Annotated in this window: 1 protein-coding gene and 1 pseudogene; both read left to right on the forward strand. The window is 35.8% G+C overall.

Annotated features, from left to right (window positions below; genetic code table 11):
* A pseudogene (locus DM444_RS00315) lies at positions 1-1284 on the forward strand (PorP/SprF family type IX secretion system membrane protein); the annotation flags it as partial.
* A gap of 137 nt (positions 1285-1421) precedes the next feature.
* Positions 1422-8761 (forward strand): beta strand repeat-containing protein (locus DM444_RS00320; protein WP_111282901.1); only part of this gene is annotated, 7340 nt, incomplete at its 3' end.

The raw sequence follows: 8761 nt of genomic DNA on the forward strand, positions 1-8761 counted from the left end.
AGATTAGCGGCAGAAGCAAAAGCTAAGGCAGATGCACAAGCATTACAAGCTAAACAAGCTGCTGAAGAAAAAGCAAGATTAGATGAAGAAGCTCGTCAGGCGAAACTTGCAGCTGATGCAAAAGCGAAAGCCGACGCTGAAGCAGAAAAAGCAAGATTAGCAGCTGAAGCAAAAACGAAAGCCGATGCAGAAGCACTTCAAGCAAAATTAGCTGCGGATGCAAAAGCAAAAGCGGATATGGAAGCACTTCAAGCTAAACTTTTAGCAGATGCAAAAGCAAAAGCTGATGCTGAAGCTACTGAGAGATTAAAAGCAGAAGAAGAGACTAGACGATTGAAAGAAGAAGAAGATCGTCAAGCAAAATTAGCAGCAGAAAAAGCTAAGGCAGATGCGGAAGCAGCAGCTGCAGCAAAAGCGAAAGATGATACTGGAAAGTCTATTGAAAATTTAACTAAATCGGTTGAAGGTACAAGTCAAATACAGAACGATTTATTAGATCAGTTTAAAGGAACTGTTGCGAATAAGCAAAAAGACTTGAATGATTTAAAAGAGGAGAATGATTTAAGTGAAAAAGGAATTTATAAAGAGCCAAAACCATTCAAGAGTGTGGCGGCAGAGAATAGTCAAATTGAGTCATTAAAAGTTCAGATTGCAGATGCTAATAATAGCATGAAAAATGAAATTGCGAAGTTGACTAATCTTTATAATGAAAGACTTAAAAAGTTCCCTAAAGATGATCCTTTGAATAAAGCTTATCTTGAAAAGATAAACGAATTGAAAGCGGCTCAATTGAAAATGGAAAGAGAAGGAGCTGCTTTAATTGCCGATTTAGAGCGTATTAAAACAGAAACAGAAATTGAGCGTAAACGTAGAATTAAACGTGCGGCTTATGAGAATGATGAGGGAAGATATAGTCAAGATTTAGCAGCTTTAAAACGTATAAAGGAGACAACGAAATTAAGCAGTACGCCATTGACAGCAAATGATTTTGATTTTGGAGAAGAGCAGTCAAATATGCAGATTATTAAGAATATTAAAAATTCTGATAGCGGTTACTATTTAATTCTTGCAGTTCATAACAGTGTAGAAAAACGTGATGAATTCTTAACAAAAGCTGTCGCTTCAGGACGTTCAGATATTAATTTCTTCTACAATGTAGCAACAAGTAAATATTATATCTATTATGAAAAGTTTGATGGTTTACAAGAGGCAACCAAGGCACTAGAGGCCAAAGGAAATAAACCATACAATGGCAAAATGGCTATAGTAAAAGTTGAAAATTAGAAGAATAATTAATTGAGATATAAATGCTCTTCTTTAAAAAGAGAAGAGCAGGATAAAAATAAAATTTAAACAAAGAGCACAAGCTGTTTTTTAAATGCCCCTTTAAAAAACAGCAGTTAAATTGAAACCATAGAAACATGAAGAAACCTACTACTTTAAAATTAGTTTTAGCTGTATTACTTTGTATTCAAAGTTTTGTTATTTACGCTCAAAAGGATTTCACCCCTCGTTTTGATACGAGTTTAAAAGGAGATATGCTTTTGATTGGTAACAACATTTTGAATAGAAATAATAATAAGGATGGTGAGAGGCCAAATGATGCTTTTAATGCTACAAACCAAAACAACAATGACCTTACAATGGGATATATTGACGTCGATAATGACGCCAGTACTTTCAGTTCAAGTTCGGCTACATTGGCAGTTCCTAGTTCAAGCAGGGAGTGTTATAAAGTTGTTTATGCTGGGCTTTATTGGGCAGGTATTTACAGTAAAGGATCTGTTGATGATAAAACGGTTACTAGAAGTAATCTAGGATCGATTAAAGTTAAATTGCCTAATCAGACTGCTTATACTGATATTACAGGTCAGCTGATTTATGATTATTATCCTTCTACTTCAAACGGTGATCAAATGCCTTATGCATACTATTATGATTTGACATCATTAGTGCAAGGCTTAGCAAATCCAGAAGGTGAATATACTGTTGCGAATATTATTTCGGCTAGAGGTAAAATTAATGGAGGTTTTTCTGCAGGTTGGAATTTGTTTGTTGTTTATGAAGATCCAAAATCTTCTGCAAAATATATTACAACATTCGATGGTTTCAGATGGATACAGGCAAATAGTGGTGCTGTAACATATCCTATCTCAGGTTTTAAAACGATTCCTACAGGTACTGTAAAAGCAAAATTAGCTTTTGCGGCATTAGAGGGTGACGTTAACTTAACGGGTGATAAGTATTCTATTAATAATACAGATATTTCTACTACAGAGCGTTTAGTAAATAACTTCTTCAATAGTACAATCAATGATACTAATGGACCTTTTACAAATAGAAATCCTGCGAGTGGAAATACGTTAGGTTTTGAGGCAGGTATTTTAAATGTACCCAACCCGGCAACGACTGCAAATCCAGGAGGTAGTGTCATTAAAAATAATGATACTTCGGCTACGTTAAAACTTACCACAAGTGGTGATGGTTACGGATTGTTTTTTAATGCTTTTAACGTTGAGATTATTGAACCAAAAATTGTCTTAACCAAAATTGTAAAAGATGCGTTAGGAAATAATATTGGTGGACAAAATGTAACATTGGGCCAACAATTAAATTATGAAATTGGTTTTAAAAATACAGGTAATGATAACGCTACTTCATTTACCATTAGAGACGAACTGCCTATAAACATTATTTTCAATTATCCTGCAGATATTGTTTCTCTGCCAACCGGAGTAACTGTTCAAAGTTATAATGCGGCTACAAGAAATATTGTTTTTAAGGTAGATAATAGTGTAGTTAAAGTTGGTGATCCTGAAAAAGTAATTAGTTTCAAAGTTCAGGTTGTTCCAGATTGTAAAAGTTTGAGCGAGGCTTGTTCTAATAGTATTGACAACTCTGCGTATGCAACTTACAAAGGAACACAGAATACAGCTTTCACAATTTCTGATGACCCGAGTGTTAACACAAATACAGGATGTATCTTAGTTCCAAAAGCAACTAACTTTTTAGTTGGAGTTGACGGATGTAAGTATACAGACAATGTTACGCTTTGTGGTGATAGTATTAATTTGACTGCTGCAAGTGGTTATTCTGATTATACTTGGTTTAGTGATGAAGCACAAACACAACAAATAGGAAAAGGACAAACATTAAATGTAAAAAATCCTGGTACTTATTATGTGTACAATTTGGCAGCTGCTCCATGTAGATCAATTTATCAGTCATTTGTTGTAACGCGTTTTGGTACTACGGTAGAAAATCCTATAATACCTTTTGCTGATCAGGTTGTAACTTGTTCTAATGATGGAAAAAAATTACCTAACATTTTCTTATGTGGTGGTAATGCATCTAAACAAATTACATTAAGTATCTCGGATGCCACTAGTATCGTTTGGGAGAAATTAACTGAAGGAGGAGCTTGTCTTCCAGTTACAAACCAAAATTGTGCTAATGAAAGTGATGCTTGTAAAAATAATTGGTCAAGCGTAGGAAGTGGACCTAATTATTCAGCAAATCAAGCAGGACAATTTCGAGTAACATTAAATTATGCAGGAGGATGTTTCACTCGTTTCTACTTTAATGTATATACTAACTCTTTAACACCAACAGAAACTCATAAAGATATTATCTGTGGTGCACCAGGAAGTATTACTATTGGAGGAGTTCCTGCTGGATACGAATATGCAATAAGTACAGATCCTAATGGAACACTTAGTGCTTATCAAACTAGCAATGTATTTCCTATTACTTCTCCTAACTCATACACGGTTCATATTAGACAAGTTGGTGTAACAACTAATCCTTGTATTTTTACTGTTCCAAGTATTTTAATTAGAACGAGAGAATTAAACATTAGTACTTCGGTAACTCAACCAACATGTAGTACTGATAAAGGAAGTATAAAAGTTGGAGCTGAAAATATTGAGCCTCAGTATTACTATTATATTTATAATAGTGGAGGAACTTTAGTAAACAGTTTTGGCCCATCACAAAATTCAGATTATACTTTTGCAAATTTATCTTCAGGCGTTTACAGCGTAAGAGTAACGAATGGTGCTGTAGGATCTACTCCTGCACCGGCTTGTGATAAAACTGTACAAGTAACAGTAAATCCAGTTCCAGCTGGCTTGAATGTAACGGCAGCTTTAACTGTTCCGTTGACAGCTTGTTCTAACGGAAAAATTGTTGTAACAGCAACTGGAGGAACTGCTCCTTATTATTATTTTATAAACGGATCTACATCATTCCAAACAACAAATGATATTGATGTAGCAGCGGCTGGTAAATATGATATTAGAGTTGTTGACGCTAACAACTGTAGCGGTACAACATCTATCACAGTTACTGCAAATCCAAAACCAACTTATACTGTTACGGCTTCAGAAATTTATTGTAGTGGAGGCACTTCTCAAATTACTGTAAATGTAACCAATGCTAATGGCTATACTTTAGAATATAGTAAAGACAATGGCGCAACATTTAGCAGTAATCCAGTATTCTCTAACGTAGCAGCAGGTACTTATAATGTTGTAGTGAGATATACTATGGCAGGTACAACATGTACAGATCCAGCTACTTCAATAACAATTACAGCTCCAGCAAATTCTCTATCAGCATCAGCAGGTGTTGCTGAATTAGCAGGTTGTGATCCTTCTGGTAACGGATATGGTAAAGTACGTATTACTAATCCTCAAGGAGGAACTGCACCTTATACTTATAGCTTCGATGGAGGTAATACTTACATTACTTCAAATGAGGCATATGTTGCACCTGGAACATATACTCTTTATATCAAAGATGCTAAAGGCTGTATCTACAGCATGCCAGGTGTTATTTTAGATCCAAGACCAGCAGATCCAACAATAGCTGTTGGCGCTCCAGTTTATAATTGTAACGGTACAGCTACAAGTACAGTAACAGTTACAAGTGGTGGAGGTACAAATTATTCTTATGAATATTATTTAGATAATGTATTAAATACAAATACACCATCTAATGTTTTTGTGAATGTTCCTTCAGGGTCTCATACTATTTCAGTAAAATATAATTTAGTTTCTGTTCCAACTTATAGTAATTTATTACTTGAAGATTTTGGTTCAGGTGGAACTACAACTACTCCTGGTATTGCAGCAGCATATTGCTTCAATGACCAAAGAGTGAACCCTCCTTATACTTGTTCTTTAAATGGAACTCCAACACGTTCTGTAGAGGATAACCAATATTCTGTTACAAGTTTCTTCTGGAGAAATGACACTGCATGGTACCACTTTACAGACCATACTACAAATGGAGCCGATGCAAACGGAAGATATTTATTAGTAAATATTGGAGCAGCAGCTGGAAATTACGGAGTTTTATATAGTAAACCAATTGTTGATGTTATACCAAATCAGCCGGTAATGGTTGATTTATATGTTGCCAATTTATTAAATGCCGGTGTTACTGGTGCAGCTCCTATAGTTCGATTTGAATTAGTGAATTCTGCTGGACAGGTTGTAGCTACTCAAGATACAGGAAAAATTGCTGAAGCGGCAAATGATCCAAACAGAACTAAATGGGTTCCAATTAACATTTCGTTAAATCCAGGAAATAATACTAATCTAACATTTAGAATTCGTTCTGGAAGTATAGAATATGGCGGAAATGATATCGTTATTGATGATATCTGGGTTCGTCAAATTCCTAAATCATGTATTAGCCAAAAAGATTTCCCAATCGTAATTGATAGCAATAAAGCTTTCAGCGCGTCAATCACAGGATTTAAAAACCTTACTTGTGCTGGATCTAATAATGGAGAAATCACAATAGCGGCTCAGAATTTTAATCTTCCTTACGGTTTCGATTATTCATTAGATAATGGAGCTACATGGGTAAATTCTAAAGTTTCTCCAGTTACTGCTACTGGATTAACTAACAAAACATATGCTATCAAAGTTCGTTTTGATGCATCATCTTCAACTTGTACTTTCCCATTCTCTCAAGTAATTACTGCTCCTGCAGCATTGGCTGTTACAGCTCGTGTTACAGCTCAGCCTACTTGTTCGAATGGTGCTTCTATTACAGCTACTGTAACAGGAGGAACACCTAGTTACCAATACGAATTAAGAGGATCAAACGGAACTACAGTTGTAGTTCCATTCCAGACATCAAATGTCTTTACAAATGTTGCAACGGGAACGTATACAGTTGTAGTAAAAGATACAAATGCTTGTACTTCTCCAGCTTCAGCAACTGTTAACATTTCGTCTCCAACTGTACCAACAGCTACATTGGCGGCAAGTTCTGATTTATGTTACGATTCAACTAATCAGTCAACTCTTGTTGTTACTGCTACAGGTACTGGAACATTAACTTATAGTTTAGATGGTGGTGCGGCGCAAACTTCTAATAGATTTACAAATGTTGGTCCTGGTACACACAATGTTGTAGTAACTGACAGCAATAATTGTACTGCTACGATAAGCAATATTGTAATTGCGCCAGAATTGCAAGCTACTGCAGCGGTTACTAAAGTAATAGATTGTACAAGTTCTCCAAATGCTCAAATTACGGTTACAATTACAGGAGGAACAAGTGCTTTCACATATAAAGTGAAGAGAAATGGGAATTATGGTTCTCCAAATAATGTAACAGGTAATTCATTTGTTTATACAGCAACAAATACAGGTACATATACTTTTGAAATTACAGATTCTAAAGGATGTGTTACAACTACAAGTGCTACAATTAGCGCTCGTTCAAACCCTACTGTAACAGCAACTAAAGTTGATGCTACATGTAATGGTGCTTCAACAGGTTCTGTAGAATTAACTGCTGCTGGTGGATCAGGGACTTATACATATTTGTTCTACAATAGTACAACTATACCAGTTCCAACTACATATACTACTCAAACAAGTTACACAGGTTTAGCTGCTGGAACTTACAATTATAGAGTTATGGATAGTGGTACATGTACTTCTGCAGTTGGAAGTATTACTATTAGCCAACCTACAACATTAACAGCTACTGCATCTGCGACGGCATTTTCTTGTAATTCATCAAATGTTAAGCAATCTGCAACTGTTACTATTGCAGTTCCTACAACAGGAACATCTCCTTATCAATATAGTTTTGACGGTGGAACAACTTTTACAAGTACACGTACATTAACGGTTACTGATAATGGAACAAATCAGACGATTTCTTACGTAGTTAGTGATGCTCAGGGTTGTAAAACTCCTGTTCAAACTATTACAATAAATAGATTAAATCCTCCTACTGATATTACATTTAGCGCAAATGCAGTAACATGTACAGCTACAACAACGACTGTTACAGCAACTGCTACAAATGGAGTAGGAACATTAACATACGCAATTACATCACCAACTGCTTCTGTAGCTACTAATACTACTGGAGTGTTTTCAGGATTAGCAGCTGGAACTTATAATTTCAGAGTTACAGATGCAAATGGATGTTATTTCGAAAAACCATATACAATTAATGCAGTAACTCCTATTGCAGTAGTTGGAAATAAAACAAGCGACGCTCTTTGTAAAGGAGGAGCAACTGGATCTGGTACTTATACAGTATCTGGAAATGCGACAGCAGGTGCTTACACATTTACATTAACTGCAGGAACATTAGGATCAGGTACGCTTACTAAATCAGGAAACACATTAACATTATCTAATGTTGTTGCTGGAACATATACTGTTAGAATAACAGATTCTGCAACAGGTTGTACTGCTACAGCAAGTATTGTTATTGGAGAGCCTGCAAATGCTGTAACATTTACAGCTGTTGCAAGCAATGTTAATTGTAACAATGATAATTCACAAATTACTGTTACTGCAACTGGTGGTACACCAAATTACACATACGCAGCGGTAAAATCTGGAGCAACAGCTCCAACAGTTTACGATGCAAGTAATGTAGTTACTGTAGATACTAATTCTGGTGCAGATTTAGTTTGGGATGTTTATGTAAAAGACACTAACGGATGTATTGCTAAAAATGCCGTTACTGTTGCTAAAGATAATCTTCCAACGGTTACAGCTACAAACGGAAATCAATGTTCGGCTTCTGGAAATTCATTTACTATTACAGCAACAGGAACAGGTTTAGCTCCTTTAATGTATAGTATTGATGGAACTTCTTTCCAGACTTCAAATGTATTTAATGTTCCAGCTGGAACTTACACTGTAACAGTAAGAGACAAAAATAACTGTACAGCTACTACAGCTACAGCACTTACTATTTACCCACAGTTGACTACTGTAGGTGGTGTTACAAAAGAATTAGATTGTACTTCTACTCCAAATGCAACTATTACAGTTACAATTACAGGAGGTAGAGCACCATATACTTATACAACGAAAAAAGGATCTGGTACTGCAAGCGCTCCAAGTGCTTCAATTGCTGGTCCAACATTTACTTATTCAGTTACTCCTGCAAATGCAGATACTTATACTTTCGTAGTGACAGATGCTAACGGATGTCAAAGTACAGCAGTAACAAAAGTAGATCCTATTACAAATCCAACTGTTACAGCGGTTCAAACAAATGCTAGCTGTAATGGAGCTTCAGACGGATCTGTTACTTTAACAGGTGCAGGTGGATCTGGAGGATTTACTTATAGCAACAATGCTACAACAGGTTTCACAGCTGATCCAACATTTGCAGGATTAGCAGCTGGTTCTTATACCTTCTATGTTAAAGATAGCAAAGGATGTACAGGTTCAGTGGCTGTGACTATTACTCAGCCAGCTACTTT

Source organism: Flavobacterium ginsenosidimutans (assembly GCF_003254625.1).
In the GTDB taxonomy this organism is placed as follows: domain Bacteria; phylum Bacteroidota; class Bacteroidia; order Flavobacteriales; family Flavobacteriaceae; genus Flavobacterium; species Flavobacterium ginsenosidimutans.